Genomic DNA, 18943 nt, shown 5'->3' on the forward strand with positions numbered 1-18943 from the left:
TATCAGCCGGATGTGATGTCTCGTCACCATGCCACCTGCTCGTCTCTAGGGCTGTGAAGGCGCCGGGACATCCGCGGACGTCCCGGCGCGAACTGCCATCCTGCCGTATGGGGTTCGGCAGGCAGCGGGTGGCTCGGGTGGAATGGTGCGCGCGGCCGCCGCCGGGGGCGGGGCGGTTCGCTCCCCGGGGTGTCGAGAGGCGCGGGGAGCGGCGTCAGTGCGCCTTTTGCGCCAGGCGCAGCAGATGGTCGGCGAGGGCCTGGCCGCCTGCGGGGTCGCGGCTGATGAGCATCAGGGTGTCGTCGCCCGCGATGGTGCCGAGGATGTCGTGGAGTTCGGCCTGGTCGATGGCCGAGGCCAGGAACTGGGCGGCGCCCGGCGGGGTACGCAGGACCACGAGGTTGGCGGAGGCCTCGGCGGAGATGAGGAGTTCGCCGGAGAGGCGGCGCATCCGCTCCTCCTTGGCCGACTCCCCCAGCGGCGCCCGCGGCTTGCGGTCGCCGCCCTCGCTGGGCACCGCGTAGATCAGCTCGCCGCCGGTGTTGCGGATCTTCACCGCGCCCAGCTCGTCCAGATCGCGCGAGAGCGTCGCCTGGGTGACGGACAGGCCGTCGTCGGCGAGCAGCTTGGCGAGCTGGCTCTGGGAGCGGACCGGCAGCCGGTTGAGGATGTCCACGATCCGGCGGTGGCGGGCGGTACGGGTCTGCGGTACGGCCTGGCCGCCGTTCTGCGCCTCGTTGTCCTGCGGCTCGTTGTCCTGCGGCTCGCTCATCGTTGTCGTCAGTCTCCGGCTCGTCGTTCCCCGTCGGCCCCTTGGCGGGCCGTGTCCAGGACGCCGGGAAGCTTGTGGAGGAACACTTCCGCTTCGTCGTCGGAGACGATCAGCGGCGGGGCGAGCCGGATGACGTCCGGCGCGACCGCGTTCACCAGCAGGCCCGCGTCCTGAGCCGCCTGCTGTACCTGTGGCGCGAGCGGCTCCGTCAAGACGATACCCAGGAGGAGGCCCGCACCGCGGACCTGGCCGAGCAAGGGGTGGCCCAGGGCCTCGGTTCCGCTCCTCAGCCGCTCGCCGACCCGCTTGACGTTCTCCAGGACGCCGTCGGCCTCGATGGTGTCCAGGACGGCGAGGGCGCCGGCGCAGACGACGGGGTTGCCGCTGAAGGTCGAGCCGTGCGAACCGGGCGTGAGCAGGCCGGCGGCCGGGCCGAAGGCCAGCGTGGCGCCGATCGGCAGACCGCCGCCCAGGCCCTTGGCGAGGGTGACGATGTCGGCCTCGATGCCCTGTGCCTGGGATTCCAGCCAGTGTCCGGTCCGGCCGATGCCGGTCTGGATCTCGTCCAGGACCAGCAGGGTGCCGGTGGCGGCGGTGATCTCGCGGGCGGCCCGGAGGTAGCCGGGGGGCGGGACGATGACGCCGTTCTCGCCCTGGACGGGCTCCAGGATGACGAAGGCGGTGTCGGTGGTGACGGCGGCCCGGAGCGCTTCGACGTCGCCGTACGGGACGTAGTCGACGTCACCGGGCAGCGGCGCGAACGGCGCCTGCTTGGCGGGCTGGCCGGTGAGGGCGAGGGCGCCCATGGTGCGGCCGTGGAAACCGCCGGCCGTGGAGACCATATGGCGGCGCCCGGTCAGCCGGCCGATCTTGAAGGCGGCCTCGTTGGCCTCGGCTCCGGAGTTGGAGAAGTAGACCCGGCCGGGGCGTCCGGCCAGCGCGAGCAGGCGCTCGGCGAGGGCCACGGTGGGCTCGGTGACGAAGAAGTTCGAGACGTGGCCGAGGGTGGCGACCTGGTCGGAGACGGCGCGGACCACCGCGGGGTGGGCGTGGCCGAGGGCGTTGACCGCGATGCCGCCGAGGAAGTCCAGGTACTCCTTGCCGTCGGCGTCCCACACCTTGGCGCCCTCGCCCCGGACGAGCGGGATGCGGGGAGTGCCGAAGTTGTCCATCATGGCGCCCTGCCAGCGGCCGGTGAGGCCCGCGTTGGTCACCGGGCCGTGGCCGTGTGCCGCGTCGCTCATGTCGCCCCCTCGATCGTGTTCGCGTCCGGCACGACCATCGTGCCGATTCCTTCGTCGGTGAAGATCTCCAGCAGGATCGAGTGCTGGACCCGCCCGTCGATGACCCGGGCGGTGTGGACGCCGTTGCGGACGGCGTGCAGACAGCCCCGCATCTTGGGCACCATGCCGCTGGCCAGGTCGGGCAGCAGCTTCTCCAGTTCGGTGGCGGTGAGGCGGGAGATCACCTCGTCGCTCTGGGGCCAGTCCTCGTACAGCCCCTCGACGTCGGTGAGCACCATCAGCGTCTCGGCGCCGAGGGCCGCGGCCAGCGCGGCCGCGGCGGTGTCGGCGTTGACGTTGAAGACACCGCCGGCATCCTCCTCGTCGCTACTGCGGGCGATCGAGGAGATGACCGGGATCCGGCCGTCGTCCAGGAGGGCGTGGACGGCCCCGGGGTCGATGCCGGTGATCTCGCCGACCCGGCCGATGTCCACCTGCTCGCCGCCGATGTCGGCGAAGTGCTTGGTCGCGGTCATCAGGTGCGCGTCCTCGCCGGTCATGCCGACGGCGAGCGGGCCGTGCTCGTTGAGCAGCCCCACCAGCTCACGCTGCACCTGGCCGGCCAGCACCATCCGGACGACGTTCATCGCCTCGGGCGTGGTGACCCGCAGGCCGCCCTTGAACTCGGACTCCAGGCCGAGCAGGTCCAGCTGGGCGCTGATCTGCGGGCCGCCGCCGTGCACGACGACGGGGCGCAGTCCGGCGTGCCGCAGGAAGACCACGTCCTGGGCGAAGGCGCGCTTGAGCTCTTCGTCGACCATGGCGTTGCCGCCGAACTTGATGACGACGGTCTTGCCGTGGTGCCGGGTCAGCCAGGGCAGCGCCTCGATGAGGGTCCGGGCCTTGGGGAGCGCGGTGTGCTTGCGGGTACTCATGCTGCGGCCTCGCTTCTGGGTGCGTGCCGGGAGCCCGGCACGCACCGGTGATGGATGCGCTCGCTCATGAGGAGTACGCGCTGTTCTCGTGGACGTAGTCGGCGGTCAGGTCGTTGGCCCAGATGACCGCGGACTCGGTGCCGGCCGCGAGGTCGGCGGTGATGCGTACCTCCCGGTAGCGCATGTCGACCAGGTCGCGGTCCTCGCCCACCGAGCCGTTCTTGCAGACCCAGACGTCGTTGATGGCGACATTGAGCTGGTCGGGCTCGAAGACGGCGGAGGTGGTGCCGATGGCGGAGAGCACCCGGCCCCAGTTGGGGTCCTCGCCGTGGATGGCGCACTTGAGGAGGTTGTTGCGGGCGATGGAGCGGCCGACCTCGACCGCGTCGTCCTCGCTGGCCGCGCCCACGACCTCGATCCGGATGTCCTTGCTGGCGCCCTCGGCGTCCCCGATCAGCTGCCGGGCCAGGTCGGCGCAGACCGTGCGCACCGCCTCGGCGAACTCCGCGGTGTCCGGTACGACGCCGGAGGCGCCCGAGGCGAGCAGCAGCACCGTGTCGTTGGTCGACATACAGCCGTCGGAGTCGACCCGGTCGAAGGTGGTGCGGGTCGCGTCGCGCAGTGCCGTGTCGAGGGCGGCGGCCGGCAGATCGGCGTCGGTGGTCAGCACGACGAGCATGGTGGCCAGGCCCGGGGCGAGCATGCCGGCGCCCTTGGCCATCCCGCCGACGGTCCAGCCTCCACCGGCCTCCGGCCCGGTGGTGCCCCCCACCGTGACCTGGGCGGTCTTGTGCACGCTGTCGGTGGTCTTGATGGCGATGGCGGCCTTCTCGCCGCCGTGCCCGGTCAGCTCCGCCGCGGCGCGCTCGACTCCGGGCAGCAGCTTGTCCATCGGAAGCCGCAGGCCGATCAGTCCGGTGGAGGCGATCGCCACCTCGCCGGCGTTGTGCCCCAGCACCTCGGCGGCCTTCTCCGCGGTGGCGTGGGTGTCCTGGAAGCCGAGCGGGCCCGTACAGGCGTTGGCGCCACCGGAGTTGAGGACGACGGCGGAGACCGTGCCGCCCTTGAGGACCTGCTCGGACCAGACGACCGGTGCGGCCTTGACGCGGTTGGAGGTGAAGACACCTGCGGCGGCCAGTCGCGGCCCGTTGTTCACCACGAGGGCGAGGTCCGGGTTGCCGTTCTCCTTGATCCCGGCGGCGATGCCCGCCGCCGTGAACCCTTGTGCTGCCGTGACGCTCACTGCTTCTTCTCCTCCGTCGCTTCGCCGGCCGCCCCGCCGGTCACGCTGTGCTGCCCCGGGTCCGTCCGTGTCACGGAGCCACCCCGACCTTCGAAAGTCCCGTCTCCTCGGGGAGGCCGAGGGCGATGTTCATGCTCTGCACCGCGCCGCCCGCGGTCCCCTTGGTGAGGTTGTCGAGGGCGCTGATCGCGATGATCCGGCCGGCCGCGGCGTCCAGCGTCACCTGGACCTGGGCGGTGTTGGACCCGTACACGGCGGCGGTCGACGGCCACTGGCCCTCGGGCAGCAGCCGCAGGAACGGCTCGTCGGCCAGCGCCTTCTCGTACGCGGCGCGGACGGCGGCGGCGTCCACGCCGGGCTTCGCCTTCGCCGAGCAGGTGGCGAGGATGCCGCGCGACATGGGGGCCAGGGTCGGGGTGAAGGAGACGCTGATCCGCTCGCCGGCCACCGCGCTCAGGTTCTGGATCATCTCGGGGGTGTGCCGGTGTCCGCCGCCGACGCCGTACGGGCTCATCGAGCCCATGACCTCGGAGCCCAGCAGCTGCGGCTTGAGGGCCTTGCCGGCGCCGGAGGTGCCGGTGGCCGCGACGATCACGGCCTCGGGCTCGGCGAGCCGGTCCGCGTAGGCGGGGAACAGGGCGAGCGAGACGGCGGTGGGGTAGCAGCCCGGGACCGCGATGCGCCGGGTCCCCTGGAGCGCGGCGCGCCCCCCGGGCAGCTCCGGGAGGCCGTACGGCCAGGTGCCGGCGTGGGCCGAGCCGTAGAAGGCCTCCCAGTCGGCGGAGTCGCTGAGCCGGAAGTCGGCGCCGCAGTCCACGACCAGCACATCCGGCCCCAGCTCCTCGGCGACCGCGGCGGACTGGCCGTGCGGCAGCGCGAGAAAGGCGACGTCGTGCCCGGCCAGCACCTCGGCGGAGGTCGGCTGGAGCTCCCGGTCGGCCAGCGGGCCCAGATGCGGCTGCAGCCCGCCCAGGCGCTGCCCGGCGTTGGAGTGCCCGGTCAGCGCCCCGATCTCTACCTCCGGGTGCCCCAGAAGCAGGCGCAGCACTTCACCGCCCGCATACCCGCTCGCCCCGGCCACTGCTGCTCGTACCGTCATGGACCTCTCCTCCCTGATGGCATGACTATACGGATAGTGGCAGTTTTATGCAATGGCCCGAGGGGACGGCCGCGCCGCCCTTCTCGCCTCGCGTCATGGCTGCGACACCGACCGCACTCAAGGTCGACCACCATGCCGACCCATTCCTTTCAGCCACTTCCACCGCGTCGGACCGCCTCGCCACCACACTCACGCACAGTGGCCGCCGGCCGGCGGCGAGGGCCTGCCGGCGGACGCGGACGACGGTGGAGCCGACCACCACGGCCCACCACTCGATGATCTTTAAAGACGGACCCTGGCGGAAATCCAGGACACCTCCCACCATATGCGCCACTTCAGTGACTTGAGTGTGGAACCTCGTCGCAGCGCGAGTCCTCTTATATGGGGCGCAAGGGTGCGCATGTGTGCATCTGCATGCGCACTCCCGCACAGCATGAGTCATGCACGGCCTGAACATGCCGCACGTCAACCTGTGCCGCCCAGGCGGCACGTGGGATACGAGAGGTCTGCTGAATGAAGATTCGCCGCGCCCTGACGGCCGCCGCAGCGGCTGCCGTATTAGCGCCCGTTGCCGTACTGACCGCGCCCGCCGCCGCGTTCGCAACGGAGCCGGTGTCCGGGACCGGTCCCCGCACGCCTGCTTCTCCCGACTCCCCCGGTGCCGCAACACCGGCGGACCAGCCGGCGGCCTCCGCCACGAACGACGGCGGAACGGGGCACGCCCCGGGGAAGCTGCCGAAAGCCGCCGGGACCGCCGAAGGGCCCCATAAGGCGACCACCGGCGCTAAAGGTGCCACCGATGGAGGCAAGGACGCCGGTGACTCCGACGGTGCGGGTCAGTCCTGCGCGTTCGAGTCCGACCAGTTGCAGGCGGCAGTGCACGGGCTGCCGCGCCAGCTGACTGCGGGCGGCGCCTGGACCCCCTTCACCATGACGCTCACCAACACCACCGGCAAGTCCCTGGAGGAGGTCCAGCCCTCTCTGCTCGTGTCCTCCGCCCAAGATGTCGACCGGCCGTACTGGGAGCTGGAGACCGAGTACCGGGACGCCAAGACAGGGAAGTGGAAGACCTTCCACGACGCCCTGCCCGAGGACCTGTTCGGCTTCTTCGCCATCGGTCCGCACAGCAGCATCACGCTGCAGCTGCGCACCCACGCGGTCAAGGACGCCAAGCCCGGCGCCGGATACGCGCTCGCCGCCGGCGACTACCGCAACCGCGACGGTTCCTGTGGCTCGGCCAAGGAAGCCTGGTACGACTTCACCATCCTGCGCGCGGGCGCGAAGCCGACACAGCCCCCGGCCGACAAGCCGGGCGAGCCGGGTGGCACGGCCGCGCCCGGACAGAGCGCCGCGTCCGGCGGCGGTACGGGTTGTTCCGGTTCCACCGGTGGCCTCAGCCCGCAGGGCGGCGGCGAGCTCGCCGCGACCGGCTCCTCGTCGGCGCTCCCGCCGATCGCTCTCGCCGGCGGAGCCGCGATGGTGATCGGCGCGGGTGCGGTCATCGGCGTACGCCGCCGGAAGGGCCTCGCCGGTCCGGGCGCCACGGACGTCACCGCGTAAGCCCCCACCACTTCTCCGAGAACCTGTTACCCCAAGAACTCACGGCCTTGGCACCCGATGACACGGGAAACGAAGGCTCCAGGGGTCCGACGAACCAGGAAAGAGATCTTCATGAAACTGCGCCGCGCCCTGTCGGTCTCGGCCGCGACGGTCGCCCTGCTCCCCGTGGCGATGGCCGCCGCGCCCGCCGCCCAGGCGGCCCCTGCCGCGAAGCTCCCGAAGTGCTCCGACCTCGACACCGGGCAGCAGCACAACACCTTAGTCGGCCGCTCGTTCGGCATACCCAAGTCGATCGCTCTCGGCACTCAGTGGACGACCTACACCGCCACACTCACCAATGCCTCGGCGAAGGAGCTGAAGTCGTTCGAACTCAGCGCCAAGCTGGGCAGCTACATCTACAACGAGGGCGAGCGCGACCTGAGCCCGTACGGCGATCTGCAGTACTGGGACACCACGCAGCACGCCTGGAAGACGCTGCGCCAGGCCGATGGAAAGGCCCGCGGCACCCTCCCCGGCCCGAAGACGCTGAAGCCCCGCGAGTCCGTCCACGCGCAGCTGCGGTTCAGGGTGAGCAAGGACCTGCCCCTGGACCAGGCGTACGACGCGTTCACCGGCATCACCGGCGCCTTCACCGACCGCTACCGTGACACGGACTGCACGGCCGAGGTCGACGAGGTCGGCGCTTTCTATCCCCGCAAGGGCTGAAACCCACGGGGGGGGGTGCCGCCGTCGCGCCCCGACGGCGGCGGCCTCCTGTAGGCCTCTCAAGATCCGCCACCAAAGCTCCGACAGGTAGACCTTCGGCTGGGGCACCCCAGCCGAACGCTTCGCCGACCAGCTGAAGAACGACTTCACCAAACCCCGCATTGCGATGATCGTTGAATCGCCATCGCGGGCCGGTGCTCAGTCGGAGGTGCTCAGCAGGGAGCGGTGACGTTGCCGCAGTAGACCCAGCCGTAGAAGTCGTGGGGGGTACCGTTGCCGGCCGTGTACCTGACGTAGTACCAGCGGTTGCCGGAACTGTTGTATGCGTAGTGACTCCAGTACACCCAGGAGCCAGGGTCCGTCCGTATCACCACGTCACACGAGGACGCGTAACACTCTCTGATCGGGGCAGAGCTCGGTGTGGTGGTCCGGGTCCACGCAGCAGCGACCTCGCCAGCGGGACGGGGGTTGCTCTTGTGGACTACTGCGGACGCGGCAGGGACCGCAGCGGTGAAGAAGCCCATGGTCAGTGCGGACACACTCATGGCAGCCGCAGTGATCTTTGCGTGGAATCTCATGATTTCTCCCCCTCGCAGGAAGCAGGCATGCACGCGGCCATGGTTGGGGGCGGGGGTCCACTTCGGTAAGACCCCGCGAGGAAGAGTGTCCGATATTTCCTCGATACTTGGCCTGTTCCACATGCCGCATTTGACCCCCTGGCGTTCGATGTCGCGCCGCCCGGTGAGCATGGTGCGCAGAGGAGCGGCACCGTTGTTCCAAGGCTGGGGCGGCCGGCACCGATCCAGTGGCGGCGGTGGTGTTCCTGGTGCTGATGGGCGGTGCGCTCGGGCCGGTGTTCATGGCTACCAGCACGCGATGCTGCGCTGCGCACCGGGCCGCACGGATCTCGCACTTGCGGCGAACTCCGGTTCCTACAACGCCGGTATCGCGGCGGGCGCCGCGCTCGGGGGGCTGATCCTGCCGTCGGCCGATGTGCAGGGCACCTTTCTCGCCGGCGGGCTGCTGACGTGCGGGGCCTGCGCGGTGCTCGTCGGTGGGCGAGTGTCCGCCCGGCGGCGGTGAGAACGCCCGTACCGCTGCACCGAAAACGGGAGCACCAGCTCGGGAGGCCCGGGAAGCCCGGGAGGCCCGGGAGGCCCGCCACCCCAGCGGGCGGACCTCAGCTCTTGGCGGCCTCCGCGATCTGCAGGGCGGCCTGGGCGGGCGTGCGGTGCGTGGTGTCGACGACCTCGGCCACCGTTCACGGCCGGCACCGGCAACAAATAGCGAAGGCAAGGAGGTTACGCACTCCTTGCCACTCTCAAGCTATAGCGCACCGGGGGGCTTGCGGCAAGGGCCGGGAGGTGCCGCAGAATGTTCGGCCAAGGCCAGGACCTGCGCATATCGCAGATGTGCGAGGTACGTGGGCTGTTGCCGGCGTTTGTCGATGTCGATGCATGTCGACACATGCCGCTGCGTGCCGACGCATGCCGACGCATGGGTTGTGTGGGGGCCGTCCGGCCGCCGGACGGCGCGGGGCGGCCGGCCGACATCACCTCTCATGGAACGGGGCGTATTGATGATTGACGTGATCGTGGTCGGCGGCGGGCCGACCGGGTTGATGCTGGCCTGTGAGCTGCGGCTGCACGGCGTGCGGGTGGTCGTGCTGGAGAAGCTGGCCGGGCCGACCGGGGAGTCCCGCGGGCAGGGGCTCCACGCGCGCAGCGTCGAGCTGATGGACCAACGCGGCCTGCTGGACCGGTTCCTCGCGGTCAGTGAGAAGTTCCGGGCCGGCGGGCTTTTCGGCGGCATCATGAAGGCGTGGCCGGACCGGCTGGACACGGCTCACCCGTACGCCCTCGCCGTCCCGCAGCCGGTCACCGAGCGGCTGCTCAACGAGCGTGCCGTCGAACTCGGTACCGAGATCCGGCGCGGCTGCGAAGTGGTCGGGCTGAGCCAGGACGAGGACGGGGTGACCGTCGAGCCGGCGAGTGGGGGCCACGGCACGCACCTGCGTGCGCGTTACGTCGTCGGGTGCGACGGCGGTCGCAGTGCGGTGCGCAAGCTGCTCGGGGTCGGTTTCCCCGGTGAGCCCGCCACCGTCGAGACGCTGCTGGGTGAGATGGAGGTGGCCGAGGATCCGGCGACGATCGCCGCCGTCGTCGAGGACGTACGCAAGACCCAGCTGCGGTTCGGCGTCGCCCCCACGGAGGACGGGGTGTGCCGCGTCATCGTGCCCGCCGACGGGGTGGCCGAGGACCGGGCGACCGCGCCGACCCTGGAGGAGTTCAAGCAGCAGTTGCGGGCGACCGCGGGCACCGATTTCGGGGTGCACTCGCCGCGCTGGCTGTCCCGGTTCGGCGACGCCACCCGGCAGGCGGAGCGGTATCGGGTGGGCCGGGTCCTGCTGGCCGGCGACGCGGCGCACATCCACCCGCCGACCGGCGGGCAGGGGCTCAACCTCGGCGTGCAGGACGCCTTCAACCTCGGCTGGAAGCTGGCGGCCGAGATCGGTGGCTGGGCGCCGGAGGGGCTGCTGGACAGCTACCACGCCGAACGGCACCCGGTGGGCGCCGCCGTACTGGACAGCACCCGCGCGCAGATGACGCTGCTGGGGACCGATCCGGGGGCGACCGCACTGCGGGGACTGTTCTCGAAGCTGATGGACTTCGAGGAGGTGAACCGGTACGTGACCGGGATGATCACCGCGGTCGGGGTCCGCTACGACGTCGGCGAGGGCCACGAACTGCTCGGCCGGCGGCTGCGGGACGTCCAGCTGAAGCAGGGGCGCCTCTACGAGCTGATGCACGGCGGCCGCGGACTGCTGCTCGACCGGACCGGTCGGCTCTCGGTGGCGGGCTGGGCGGACCGGGTCGACCACGTCATCGATGCCAGTGAGGAACTGGACGTGCCCGCGGTGCTGCTGCGGCCGGACGGCCATGTGGCGTGGGTGGGTGACGAGCAGCAGGATCTGCTCCGCCGGCTGCCCCGGTGGTTCGGCGCTGCGGCCGGCTGAGCAAGGCGGTGAGCCGAGAGGGTCTTGGGGCCGGTGGCGGGGAGGGGGCCGTGGTAGCGGTGGTTGACTCCGTCGAGGCGCAGGAGGTGATCGCCCTGCTCGTACTGGCGGTACACCTCAAGCCCCAGTTCCCGGCAGAGCTGGAACATCCGGTCCTGCCCCTTGCCCAGCCAGGTCCCGCCGGCCGACACCACGGTCCCGTCGGGAAGTTTACGGTTCCACACCCGCCCGCCCGGCACGTCAGCAATGCGGCGGTGGGGCTCCCGGGTCAGTGCTCACAAACGCTCGCCTGACGGGCGGTGGAGTACCTGACCGGGCGGTGGGGGTGCCTGCCTATCGGACGGTGGTGCGCCCGGCGCGGAGCACATGGCCGCTGAACGCATCGGCGTCGGCACCGGCGCCGGGAGCGGGTTCGCCCAAGTATCGCGCGAGCAGTTCCGGCCCCGTGAAGTCCTCGATGTCGTCCAGCTTCATCGCGCGCAGCTCATCGGCGAGGCCGTCCGGGGTGAAGTGGCTGAGCCAGGGTTCGCCGAACTCCGCCACCCGCCGTGTGGCGGCCTCGTACGCGGCGCGGAGCTCCGGCGACATCGAGGGCGACGGTTCGAGGTAGTAGTCGAAGACCACTTCGACGGGCGCGGTGTGCTCGGCCACGCAGCGCAGTGTGGCGAGGACGGCGTCCCGTGTCAGGTAGGGCGTGACCCCGAGCCAGATGAAGAACGCCGGTCGGTGGCGGTCCAGCCCGGCCGCGTCCAAGGCCTCGGCGAGCGTGTCGCGTTCGAAGTCGATCGGGGCGAAAACCAACGACGGCGGGAGGGCGATCCCGGCCGCGGCCAGCTGCTGCCGCTTCCACTCCTGGGTGTCCGGATGATCGACCTCGAACACCGTCAGGCCGGCGTGCGGGTTGCGGCAGGCGAAGGTGTCCAGGCCGGCGCCGAGTACGACGACCTGCCGGGTGCCGGCGGCCACCGCGGAGGCGAGCGAGTCCTCGGCGAAGCGGCTGCGCGCGGCGACGAACCGGATGTTGTGCCGGGCGATCGGGTCGTCGGAGGGCGGCAGCAACGCGTCGGGGTCGAGGGGGAGGTGGAGGATCTTCGACGCCAGCGGGTCGGTGAAGAACCGCTGGGGATCGGCCTGGTGGCGCGCACGGGCGTGCGCTGTCCGCATCGCGGTACGGCTCGGCTGACCGGCTTCCATGTGTTCCCCCAGTAACTTCCGGCTCAAGGGCCTCAGGTATTTCGTGTGGGACACCGGAGTATTCCGTGTGTGACGCCGGTCCGTGCGGGATTCCCGGTCTTCTCGCCCCGCCAGGAGCTGGTCAGCCCTGGTCAGCCTCGGTCAGCCCTGGTCACTGCCCGGGGTGGGTGGCCGCCCAGCCGTGTTCGAGCAGGGCGAAGGCTGCTTCGGTGGCACGGCGCGGGTCGGTGTGCCGCTGGAGCAGCCCACGGGTCTCCAGCGCGAAACGGGCGAGGGCGGCGCAGGTGACGTCGCCCTCGGGGGCGCCGGTCTCCTCGGCGATGGCCCGCGCCACGGCCGTTTCGTGGCGCATCCACATGCGGTGGGAGTAGTCCCGCAGCGCCGGGGTGCCCTCCACCATGCGCAGGAACGGGGCGAACCGCGGATCCTTGGCGAGGTCCTGGGTCCGCAGGATGTGCTCGTGCAGCGCTTGCGGGATCGACTGCCCGGGGGCGCGTTCCCGCACGGCGGCGACGAGCCCCGCCTCGATGTCGTCCTCCTCGTCGAAAACCAGCGCCTCCTTGCTGGGGAAGTGCTTGAACAGGGTGGTCACCGACACGTCGGCGGCGTCGGCGACGTCCTTGACGGAGACCTGGTCGTAGCCCCGGTCGAGGAAGAGCTCCAGCGCGGCGTCGGCCAGCGACTTGCGGGTTTGGGCCTTCTTGCGCTCACGGCGCCCGGTCGGTTCGGTCACCGTCGCAGCGTATCCCGAAGGGCATCACGGAGCACACTCACTGCGAAAGTTAACTCATTGCACTTATTTAGTGAGTGTGCTTTCTTAGTCGTGCCGGATCTCCCGGCGATCACTCACTTCCGAGGGGACCAGCCCCATGAACTCCACGCGTGACCCCCGCATCGCCGTCGTCGGCGCCGGCCTTGGAGGCCTTGTCTGCGCCCGTGTCCTGCAGCGCCACGGTCGCTCCGTCACCATCTGGGAACGGGAGGCCTCCGCCGGAGCCCGTGCGCAGGGCGGCTCTCTCGACATGCACGCCGGGACCGGTCAGGCAGCCCTGCGCGCGGCGGGACTGCTCGACCGCTTCCGCGCCCTCGCCCGGCCCGAAGGCCAGGAGTGGCGCAATCTCGATCCCGCCACCGCCGCCGTCCTGCCCGCGCAGGGCCCGCCGGACGACCACGGCGAGGAGGACCGGCCGGAGATCGACCGCGGTCAGCTGCGGGGTCTGCTCCTGGATTCCCTCACCGCGGGCAGCGTGCGGTGGGACCGTGCCGTCAGCTCGGTCACCCCGCTCGGGGACGGCACCGGCCGCCTGCTCTTCGGCGACGGCACCACCGAGGACTTCGACCTGGTGATCGGTGCCGACGGCGCCTGGTCACGGGTGCGCCCGGCCCTGTCGGACGCCGTACCCGGCTATACCGGCGTCACCTTCGTCGAGGCCGGCTTCGACGACTGCGACACCCGTCATCCCGGTCTGGCACGGATGGTCGGCGCCGGCACCATGGTGGCCATGGCCGACAGCAAGGTGCTGTTCGCCCAGCGCAACAGCAACGGCCGCATCCGCGTCTACATAGGCTTCCGCGGACCGGAGGACTGGCAGGTGGCCGCGGGTGTGGAGCCCGGTGACACGGCGGCCGTGCGGGCGCACCTGCTGACGATGTTCGACGGCTGGGACGAGCGCCTGCTCGCTGTGCTGCGGGACAACGACGGCGCCTTCGTCCAGCGGCCCGTCTTCGCGCTGCCCGTCCCGCACACCTGGGAGCACGTCCCCGGCGTCACCCTGCTGGGCGACGCCGCGCACCTGATGCCACCGCTCGGGCTGGGGGCCAATCTCGCCATGCTGGACGGCGCCGAACTCGCCCAGGCCCTCGTCGCCGAACCCTGCGTCGACGACGCCGTCCGTGCGTACGAGAGCGTCATGCTGCCGCGCTCGGCCGAGGCCGCCAAGGACTGTGCGGAGGGGCTGGCGCATCTCCTCCCCCCGACGGGCGCCTGAGCACGCCCCGCCGCCCCCGCGGGTACGGGGCCGGGGCGGCCCGGCGGGGAAGGAGGGGGATCAGCGGCGGTTCAGGAACGCGGCCCGCCGGGCTGCTCGTCCCGGGCCGCGTTCTTCTCCTTGATCCGGGCCGCTTCCTTGCGGACCTCGGCCTGGGTGGCGCGCTCCTTCTGCAGCCACTCGGGGCTGTCCTTCTTCAGCGCGTCGATCTGCTCCGTGGTGAGGGGTTCGGTGACACCGCCCCGCGCGAGGCCGGAGATGGAGATGCCCAGCTTGGCCGCGACCACCGGCCGGGGGTGCGGGCCGTTGCGCCGCAGGTCCTGCAGCCACTGGGGCGGATCGGCCTGCAGGGCGTTCAACTCGGTGCGCGAGACGACACCCTCCTGGAACTCGGCGGGGGTGGCCTCGAGGTACACACCCAGCTTCTTCGCCGCGGTTGCGGGCTTCATCGTCTGGGTGGTCTGGTGCGACGTCATGGTGTCCAGGGTATCGATCGTGTGCGCTACCTCCGACCACGACCGGTAGCCTGTGCACGTGACTGGCTCGGAAGTATCCCCTTCGTTCCGTCTCGCGTATGTCCCGGGGGTGACGCCCACGAAGTGGGTGCGGATCTGGAACGAGCGGCTTCCCGGCGTTCCCCTGACCCTCGTCCCGGTGTCCGCCGCGGAGGCGTGCGACGTCCTGCGGGGCGGCGACGCCGACGCGGGTTTCGTGCGGCTGCCGGTGGACCGGGCGGACCTCAGCGCGATCCCCCTCTACACCGAGACGACCGTCGTCGTGGTCCCGAAGGACCACCTCGTGACGGCCGCCGACGAGGTGTCCGCCGAGGACCTGGCCGACGAGATCGTGCTGCACCCCCTCGACGACACCCTCGACTGGGAGCAGCGGCCGGGGCGGCCCGCGAACGACCGCCCCGCCACGACCGCGGACGCCGTGGAGCTGGTGGCGGCAGGGGTGGGGGTCCTCGTCGTCCCGCAGTCCCTCGCCCGTCTGCACCACCGCAGGGACCTCACCTACCGGCCGGTGTCGGACGCCCCGGCGTCACGGGTCGCGCTGTCGTGGCCGCAGGACGCGACCACCGACCTGGTGGAGGACTTCATCGGGATCGTCCGCGGGCGGACCGTCAACAGCTCTCGCGGGCGCCGCCCGGACCCGGACCCGGCGCAGCCGAAGGGCAAGCGCGGCGAGACCGGCAGCGCGCGGCGGAAGCCCGCGGCCGGGAAGACGGCAGGGAAGACGGGCGGAAAACCGGCGGGGAAATCGGCCGGGAAGCCGTCCGGCAAGAGTCCGCGGGGTGCTTCCGGCGGTTCCGGCGGTGCGAGGGGCGCCAAGCGCGGCAGGCCCCGGCGTCGGTCGTAGCCCGCGGGGGCCGCCCACGGCACCCGCGCATCCGGACAGGGCGAGGCGGCCGTCCCGCCGCGGGGACGGCGTGCCGCTGCCGCGCCGCGGACCTCCACGGCTCCCGCGCGCGAGCTGTGCCCAGGCGTGCTCAGGCCTGCTCAGGCCTGCTCAGGCGTGCTGCGGAACCTCGTCCTTCATGGCCGTCCTGATCTGTTCCCGCAGTTCCGGGCTGTCCTGGTGTCCGTGGACGGATACCGCGTGCTCGGTGGCTGCGCGGAGCACTTCTTCCTCCTCGCCGGCGATGACGAGGGTGCAGTTCATCTCGCTGGGCTGATCCCGGCAGTCGATCTTCTTGCGCATGGTGCACCTCCTGTCCCCTCCTCTCCTCCAGTGTCGGCCCGGGTGTCGTCGGGGGTCACCACCCGCCGCATACGGCGAATCCCGTATGGCGCGCGGGGTGGCCGTCCTGCTGCAGTGAGAGGAGGACGAGAGTGAGATGCGGACGAGGAGGTGGAGGTGAGAGACATGACGGCCTCCGCCGATGTCGCCCCCGGCGCCGCGGTGGATGAGGACCGGGTGCAGGAATTCCTGGAAAGGGTGATCGCCGACAGCGGCGCCGCGGTCGCCGGCCTGTGCACCTCGCTCGGTGACCGGCTCGGCCTGTACCGGGCCATGGCGGGCGCCGGCCCCCTCACGTCCGTACAACTCGCCGCCCGTACAGGGCTGGTCGAGCGCTACGTCCGCGAATGGCTGACGTCCCAGGTCGCCGGCGAATACGTCAGCTACGCGCCCGGCACCGACACCTACCTGCTGCCCGACGAGCACGCCGCCGTCCTGGCGGACCCGGACCTGCCGACGTACGCGGCGGGGTTCTCCACCGTGCTGCAGGCGATCTACGCCACCGAGGACGTCCTCGTGGAGGCCTTCCGCACCGGTGAGGGCGTCGGCTGGGAGGAACACGGAAACGCGCTGTTCGCCGGCACCGCGCAGTTCTTCCGCCCCGGGTACGCGGCCGCGCTGGTGCCGGAGTGGCTGACCGCGCTGGACGGTGTGGTGGAGAAGCTGGAGCGCGGCGCCCGCGTCGCCGACGTCGGATGCGGCTACGGCTACTCCACGACGCTCATGGCCCAGGCCTTCCCCCGGTCGCGCTTCGAGGGCTTCGACTTCCACCGTCCGTCCATCGAAGCGGCCCGCGGCATCGCGGCCGAGCGGGGACTGGACGACCGGGTCAGCTTCCAGGTCGCCACCGCCCAGGACTTCCCGGGCGAGGACTTCGACCTGATCACGTTCTTCGACTGCCTGCACGACACCGGCGACCCGGGCGGCGCACTGCACCACGCCGAGCAGGCCCTGGCCGACGGCGGCACCTGCATGGTCGTCGAGCCGAACGCCTCTGCCAACGCCCAGGAGAACGTCAACCCCGTCGGACGGGCGCTGACCGCAAGCTCGGTTGCCATCTGTCTGCCGTCCGCGCTGGCCCAGCACGGTCCGCAGGCACTGGGAAACCACGCGGGTGAGGAGGTGCTGCGGCAGCTCGCCGACGAGGCCGGACTCCATCACTGGCGACTCGCCGCACAGAGCCTCGTCAACCGCGTCTATGCCGTCGGGCGCTGAGCCGCCTGACGCGCCCGGCCGGTCTTCCCCCGGCCGGCCGGGTGGGCCTCATGTGAGCGGCCTGTGCCCCGCGCGGCACAGGTCCGACGTGCCGGTGCACCGCGCGGGCGCGTTCGGCTGCTTCTGCGTTTGGTTGCCGCTGCCCACTCGGCACGCGTTTGACTGGCCTGTGCCCCCTCGGCACGCTGGAGGTATGAGCGCGGCCGCGGAGGCCGGCCTGCGGCGCATTCTCGCCGTCGTGGACCTCCTGATCGATGCCGTCGACGAGGACACCCTTGTTCCGGCGCTGCTTCCGCTGCTGCTCGGTGCCGTTCCCGGCGACAGCATCATCTGGTCGCCCCGCGCCGGCTCTGCCGACCGGCCGCTCACCCTGCCCGCCGGTCTGTTGACCCCGGACATACGGGAGGCGTTCGCGCGCGAATCGGCGGCCGATTCCCTCGTCACCCACACCACCCTCGGCCCCGGCACCGCGATGCGCCGCTCCACCCTGCAGACCCGCAGCGCCTTCCACGCCCTCGCCGCCTATGCCGACGTCTACCGGCCGCTGGGCGCCGAGCAGCAGCTCGCGATGTCGTTCCCCGCGGGCTACGCGGCCGGTGTGCCGCGGAAGGTGTGCGTGGCGATCAGCCGCAACGGCAGCGACTTCTCCGACGACGATGTGGCGGCCGCGGCCCTGCTGCGCACCCGGCTCAGCCACGTCCTCAGCCGGCTCGCCCCGCCCGCACCTGCGCCGTCCCCCGTCACCCGCCGCGAGTCGGCCGTACTCACCCTGCTCGCCCGCGGCCTGACGAACCAGCAGATCGCCCGCCGGCTGGCGATCAGTCCGCGCACGGTCGACAAACATCTGGAACACGCCTACGCAAAGCTGCAGGTGGGCGGCCGGGTCGAGGCGGCGAACGCCTGGCTGACCCGGGGGCCGGCGGCACTGCGGCTCGCGCCGTAGGTGGGCCGGCGCGCGAGGCACCGCGCAGTGCGGCGGGCACCGCTCACGGCGGCCGGGGCCGCTCACCGCGGCACGGCGTGGCGCCGGTAGGTGACCTTGTTGTGGCGGACCTGGGTGACCTCGACGCTGAGGTGCCGGTCCAGGCCGAGGGGGAAGTGGGCCGTACAGCGCACCTCGTCGTACGGCACGGGCCGGAGATCGCCGGAGCAGTGCACCGCGTCGGGCCCGTTGCGGAAGGGCAGGGTGAGCTGGCCGCTGAGCGTTCTGGCGATCTCGGTGCGCGGCACCGTGTGGGTACCGTCGTCGACCTCGCTGGTGGCGTCGCGGGCGCGGAGGTGGACGACGGTGAGCGTGCACACGCCCGCGAGGGTGAGGGCCGTGATGAGGGCGGTGACGAGGCCGCGCCGTGGTGGATCCGCGGTCACCGCCGTCAGCTCCCGGTGCCGCGGGGGTGCCGCCGGCGGGCGCGGGCTCCCCAGCCGGCCGCGGCCAGCAGCAGCAGTCCGCCCGCGGTCGTGGCCGCCCGGCCGGTGCCGGCCGCGCCGCCGAGGCCGGTGTCCGCGCCGCCCCGGGGCACGACCTCGTCGGCACCACCGGAGACGGTCATGGTGCCGGTGAGGGTTTTCCGGCCGTCGCCGGCTTGCTCCCCGTACTCCTCGCCGCGTCCGCTGCCGTGGCGTTCGCCGTCCTCCCCGCCGCGCACCGTGCCGTCTTCCTCGTCGCCCGTCCGGCCGGTGTCCAGGGCGCTCTGCCGGGCCCGGGAGGTACCGCCGCAGGTGAGGGTGACCCGGTAGGAGCCGGGCGCGGTGTTCTCCGGCAGGATCGCGGTGCCGCCGAGCCGCCCGCTCCGCTCGGCGAGCTCCAGCGCGGGGATGTTCGCGTCGTCGAAGGTGGCCTCCGCGGTGTCGCCGGAGCACTGCCCGCCGTCGGAGACGGAGAAGGCGGCGCCCGGTGTCACCGGGTCGGGCTGCACGACCACCGCGTCCGCGGTCTCCGGCGCGGAGCCGGTCTCGGCGGCGGCTCCGGTCACCGTCCCGGTGACGGCCCCGGGGGCGGCATCGGCGCCGCGGTCGTCACCGAAAAGCAGGACGGACACCGCCAGGGCACCGGCCGCCAGGGCGTACAGAGGAATCTGACGTATGGGCATACCCCGAGAGAAGCGTCCGGCCCGGCGGCGCGCACCTCGATGGCGGGCCCCGGCAAGGCCAACTTCCGCGCGAGACACCGGCCCGCCGCCTCTTCCCGCAGGTCACAAGGGTGCGTACGCCCCGGACGGCGGAACGCGCCGGATGGGCTTTCCGGGTGGTGCC

Annotated in this window: 19 protein-coding genes and 3 pseudogenes; 8 read left to right on the plus strand and 14 right to left on the minus strand. The window is 71.8% G+C overall.

The genetic code is table 11. The features are described 5' to 3' along the window. Positions 1-214: 214 nt before the first annotated feature. The 5 genes from CFW40_RS06065 to argC all read right to left on the minus strand — a co-directional run bounded on the left by CFW40_RS06065 (position 215) and on the right by argC (position 5272). Positions 215-772 (minus strand): arginine repressor, encoded by a 558-nt coding sequence (locus CFW40_RS06065; RefSeq protein ID WP_030987163.1) that lies wholly within the window; start codon positions 770-772, stop codon positions 215-217. A gap of 8 nt (positions 773-780) precedes the next feature. Next, positions 781-2016: an acetylornithine transaminase gene (locus tag CFW40_RS06070; protein ID WP_088796810.1), complete on the minus strand. Its 1236-nt coding sequence runs from the start codon at positions 2014-2016 to the stop codon at positions 781-783. After that, entirely contained in the window at positions 2013-2930 is a 918-nt protein-coding gene (gene argB, locus CFW40_RS06075; RefSeq protein WP_088801934.1) for an acetylglutamate kinase, read from the minus strand. The genes CFW40_RS06070 and argB overlap by 4 nt, the downstream gene beginning before the upstream one ends. A 64-nt stretch (positions 2931-2994) precedes the next feature. Further along, a complete protein-coding gene (gene argJ / locus CFW40_RS06080; protein WP_088796811.1) occupies positions 2995-4173 on the minus strand; it encodes a bifunctional glutamate N-acetyltransferase/amino-acid acetyltransferase ArgJ in 1179 nt (392 codons plus the stop codon). Positions 4174-4243: 70 nt separating this feature from the next. Continuing rightward, complete coding sequence (gene argC, locus CFW40_RS06085; RefSeq protein WP_088796812.1) at positions 4244-5272, minus strand: N-acetyl-gamma-glutamyl-phosphate reductase; 1029 nt, start codon at positions 5270-5272, stop codon at positions 4244-4246. Positions 5273-5785: 513 nt separating this feature from the next. On the opposite strand from argC, the gene CFW40_RS06090 reads away from it, so the two are divergent. Together CFW40_RS06090 and CFW40_RS06095 are read left to right on the plus strand one after the other, a co-directional pair. Beyond that, positions 5786-6832, plus strand: a complete 1047-nt coding sequence (locus tag CFW40_RS06090) for an LPXTG cell wall anchor domain-containing protein (RefSeq protein WP_088796813.1) — start codon at positions 5786-5788, stop codon at positions 6830-6832. A 111-nt stretch (positions 6833-6943) separates the two neighbouring features. After that, the gene (locus CFW40_RS06095) at positions 6944-7537 is read left to right on the plus strand and encodes a hypothetical protein (protein ID WP_088796814.1); all 594 of its coding nucleotides are present in this window, start codon (positions 6944-6946) and stop codon (positions 7535-7537) included. Between the two features lie 212 nt (positions 7538-7749). Here CFW40_RS06095 and CFW40_RS36560 read toward each other — a convergent pair whose 3' ends face one another. Next, positions 7750-8115, minus strand: coding sequence for a hypothetical protein (locus tag CFW40_RS36560; protein WP_143034584.1), 366 nt, complete (start codon positions 8113-8115; stop codon positions 7750-7752). Positions 8116-8324: 209 nt separating this feature from the next. On the opposite strand from CFW40_RS36560, the pseudogene CFW40_RS06100 reads away from it, so the two are divergent. After that, positions 8325-8620, plus strand: a pseudogene (locus CFW40_RS06100) (MFS transporter); the annotation flags it as partial. Between the two features lie 97 nt (positions 8621-8717). Here CFW40_RS06100 and CFW40_RS37845 read toward each other — a convergent pair. Continuing rightward, positions 8718-8792: pseudogene (locus tag CFW40_RS37845) on the minus strand (ATP-binding protein); the annotation flags it as partial. 324 nt (positions 8793-9116) lie between these two features. Here CFW40_RS37845 and rox point away from each other — a divergent pair. After that, positions 9117-10553: a rifampin monooxygenase gene (rox, locus tag CFW40_RS06105; protein WP_088796815.1), complete on the plus strand. Its 1437-nt coding sequence runs from the start codon at positions 9117-9119 to the stop codon at positions 10551-10553. 71 nt (positions 10554-10624) lie between these two features. On the opposite strand, the pseudogene CFW40_RS06110 reads toward rox, so the two are convergent. The 3 genes and pseudogenes from CFW40_RS06110 to CFW40_RS06120 all read right to left on the minus strand — a co-directional run. Further along, positions 10625-10792, minus strand: a pseudogene (locus CFW40_RS06110) (FAD-dependent oxidoreductase); the annotation flags it as partial. Positions 10793-10886: 94 nt separating this feature from the next. Then, positions 10887-11747: a class I SAM-dependent methyltransferase gene (locus tag CFW40_RS06115; protein ID WP_088796816.1), complete on the minus strand. Its 861-nt coding sequence runs from the start codon at positions 11745-11747 to the stop codon at positions 10887-10889. Positions 11748-11898: 151 nt separating this feature from the next. Beyond that, entirely contained in the window at positions 11899-12480 is a 582-nt protein-coding gene (locus CFW40_RS06120; protein WP_088796817.1) for a TetR/AcrR family transcriptional regulator, read from the minus strand. 136 nt (positions 12481-12616) lie between these two features. On the opposite strand from CFW40_RS06120, the gene CFW40_RS06125 reads away from it, so the two are divergent. Then, positions 12617-13735, plus strand: a complete 1119-nt coding sequence (locus CFW40_RS06125; RefSeq protein WP_088796818.1) for an NAD(P)/FAD-dependent oxidoreductase — start codon at positions 12617-12619, stop codon at positions 13733-13735. A gap of 71 nt (positions 13736-13806) precedes the next feature. Here CFW40_RS06125 and CFW40_RS06130 read toward each other — a convergent pair whose 3' ends face one another. Then, positions 13807-14211 (minus strand): DUF5997 family protein, encoded by a 405-nt coding sequence (locus CFW40_RS06130; protein ID WP_088796819.1) that lies wholly within the window; start codon positions 14209-14211, stop codon positions 13807-13809. A 58-nt stretch (positions 14212-14269) separates the two neighbouring features. Here CFW40_RS06130 and CFW40_RS06135 point away from each other — a divergent pair, with 58 nt between their 5' ends. Then, entirely contained in the window at positions 14270-15094 is an 825-nt protein-coding gene (locus tag CFW40_RS06135) for a LysR substrate-binding domain-containing protein (RefSeq protein ID WP_088801935.1), read from the plus strand. A 150-nt stretch (positions 15095-15244) separates the two neighbouring features. Here CFW40_RS06135 and CFW40_RS06140 read toward each other — a convergent pair whose 3' ends face one another. Further along, a complete protein-coding gene (locus tag CFW40_RS06140; RefSeq protein ID WP_088796820.1) occupies positions 15245-15436 on the minus strand; it encodes a DUF1059 domain-containing protein in 192 nt (63 codons plus the stop codon). Positions 15437-15601: 165 nt separating this feature from the next. On the opposite strand from CFW40_RS06140, the gene CFW40_RS06145 reads away from it, so the two are divergent. Both CFW40_RS06145 and CFW40_RS06150 read left to right on the plus strand, forming a co-directional pair. After that, the gene (locus CFW40_RS06145; RefSeq protein ID WP_088796821.1) at positions 15602-16690 is read left to right on the plus strand and encodes a methyltransferase domain-containing protein; all 1089 of its coding nucleotides are present in this window, start codon (positions 15602-15604) and stop codon (positions 16688-16690) included. A 193-nt stretch (positions 16691-16883) separates the two neighbouring features. Further along, positions 16884-17633, plus strand: coding sequence for a helix-turn-helix transcriptional regulator (locus CFW40_RS06150; RefSeq protein WP_088796822.1), 750 nt, complete (start codon positions 16884-16886; stop codon positions 17631-17633). Between the two features lie 62 nt (positions 17634-17695). On the opposite strand, the gene CFW40_RS06155 is transcribed toward CFW40_RS06150, so the two are convergent. Both CFW40_RS06155 and CFW40_RS06160 read right to left on the minus strand, forming a co-directional pair. Next, positions 17696-18058: a DUF4333 domain-containing protein gene (locus CFW40_RS06155; protein WP_088796823.1), complete on the minus strand. Its 363-nt coding sequence runs from the start codon at positions 18056-18058 to the stop codon at positions 17696-17698. Positions 18059-18063: 5 nt separating this feature from the next. After that, a complete protein-coding gene (locus tag CFW40_RS06160) occupies positions 18064-18780 on the minus strand; it encodes a hypothetical protein (protein WP_088796824.1) in 717 nt (238 codons plus the stop codon). Positions 18781-18943 lie beyond the last annotated feature (163 nt).

The sequence above is a fragment of the Streptomyces sp. 2114.4 genome (genome assembly GCF_900187385.1).
In the GTDB taxonomy this organism is placed as follows: Bacteria; Actinomycetota; Actinomycetes; order Streptomycetales; family Streptomycetaceae; genus Streptomyces; species Streptomyces mooreae.

Excerpts from the sequence above, each read along its gene's own strand:
- CFW40_RS06065 (WP_030987163.1), bottom strand. The coding sequence starts at position 772 with ATGAGCGAGCCGCAGGACAACGAGCCGCAGGACAACGAGGCGCAGAAC.
- CFW40_RS06070 (WP_088796810.1), bottom strand. The coding sequence starts at position 2,016 with ATGAGCGACGCGGCACACGGCCACGGCCCGGTGACCAACGCGGGCCTC.
- argB (WP_088801934.1), bottom strand. The coding sequence starts at position 2,930 with ATGAGTACCCGCAAGCACACCGCGCTCCCCAAGGCCCGGACCCTCATC.
- argC (WP_088796812.1), bottom strand. The coding sequence starts at position 5,272 with ATGACGGTACGAGCAGCAGTGGCCGGGGCGAGCGGGTATGCGGGCGGT.
- CFW40_RS06090 (WP_088796813.1), top strand. The coding sequence starts at position 5,786 with ATGAAGATTCGCCGCGCCCTGACGGCCGCCGCAGCGGCTGCCGTATTA.
- CFW40_RS06095 (WP_088796814.1), top strand. The coding sequence starts at position 6,944 with ATGAAACTGCGCCGCGCCCTGTCGGTCTCGGCCGCGACGGTCGCCCTG.
- CFW40_RS36560 (WP_143034584.1), bottom strand. The coding sequence starts at position 8,115 with ATGAGATTCCACGCAAAGATCACTGCGGCTGCCATGAGTGTGTCCGCA.
- rox (WP_088796815.1), top strand. The coding sequence starts at position 9,117 with ATGATTGACGTGATCGTGGTCGGCGGCGGGCCGACCGGGTTGATGCTG.
- CFW40_RS06115 (WP_088796816.1), bottom strand. The coding sequence starts at position 11,747 with ATGGAAGCCGGTCAGCCGAGCCGTACCGCGATGCGGACAGCGCACGCC.
- CFW40_RS06125 (WP_088796818.1), top strand. The coding sequence starts at position 12,617 with ATGAACTCCACGCGTGACCCCCGCATCGCCGTCGTCGGCGCCGGCCTT.
- CFW40_RS06130 (WP_088796819.1), bottom strand. The coding sequence starts at position 14,211 with ATGACGTCGCACCAGACCACCCAGACGATGAAGCCCGCAACCGCGGCG.
- CFW40_RS06140 (WP_088796820.1), bottom strand. The coding sequence starts at position 15,436 with ATGCGCAAGAAGATCGACTGCCGGGATCAGCCCAGCGAGATGAACTGC.
- CFW40_RS06145 (WP_088796821.1), top strand. The coding sequence starts at position 15,602 with ATGACGGCCTCCGCCGATGTCGCCCCCGGCGCCGCGGTGGATGAGGAC.
- CFW40_RS06150 (WP_088796822.1), top strand. The coding sequence starts at position 16,884 with ATGAGCGCGGCCGCGGAGGCCGGCCTGCGGCGCATTCTCGCCGTCGTG.
- CFW40_RS06160 (WP_088796824.1), bottom strand. The coding sequence starts at position 18,780 with ATGCCCATACGTCAGATTCCTCTGTACGCCCTGGCGGCCGGTGCCCTG.